Source organism: Lewinella sp. IMCC34191 (genome assembly GCF_003390935.1).
In the GTDB taxonomy this organism is placed as follows: domain Bacteria; phylum Bacteroidota; class Bacteroidia; order Chitinophagales; family Saprospiraceae; genus Neolewinella.
The window spans coordinates 1-711 of record NZ_QNQZ01000030.1; the positions used below are offsets into that span (position 1 = coordinate 1).

A 711-nucleotide genomic window follows, 5' to 3' on the forward strand; every position below is an offset into this window, starting at 1 on the left:
TACAAGCGTCTCCGGTACCATCACCATCGCTGTCGGTTTGATCCGGGTTGGCGGTGGCCGGGCAGTTATCGGTATTGTCCGTTACGTAACCCTCCGGCTGCTCACAGGCAACCAGCGAGTCGTTCGGATCACCGAAGCCGTCACCGTCCGCGTCAGCGTAGTAGGTCGTGCTGGCCGCACCGATCGAAGCGTCCGTAGGATCGCAGTCGTCGGCGTTGGCCACACCGTCACCGTCGATATCGTCGTCACAAAGGTCACCGATCAAGTCACCGTCCAGGTCAGCCTGGTCCGGGTTGGCGGTCGTGGGACAGTTATCGACCTCGTCGGCGATGCCATCATTGTCGCTGTCGACGATCGTGGTACAAGCGTCTCCGGTACCATCACCATCGCTGTCGGTTTGATCCGGGTTGGCGGTGGCCGGGCAGTTATCGGTATTGTCCGTTACGTAACCCTCCGGCTGCTCACAGGCAACCAGCGAGTCGTTCGGGTCACCGAAGCCGTCACCGTCCGCGTCAGCGTAGTAGGTCGTGCTGGCCGCACCGATCGAAGCGTCCGTAGGATCGCAGTCGTCGGCGTTAGCTACGCCGTCACCGTCGATGTCGTCGTCACAAAGGTCACCGATCGAGTCACCGTCCAGGTCAGCCTGGTCCGGGTTGGCGGTCGTGGGACAGTTATCGACCTCGTCGGCGATGCCATCATTGTCGCTGTCGA

1 protein-coding gene is annotated in these 711 nt (G+C 61.6%); it reads right to left on the bottom strand.

Annotated features, from left to right (window positions below; all coding sequences use genetic code 11):
* Window positions 1-711, bottom strand: a 711-nt coding sequence (locus DRW39_RS22745; protein WP_232830224.1) for a thrombospondin type 3 repeat-containing protein, incomplete at both ends; no start/stop codon positions are given.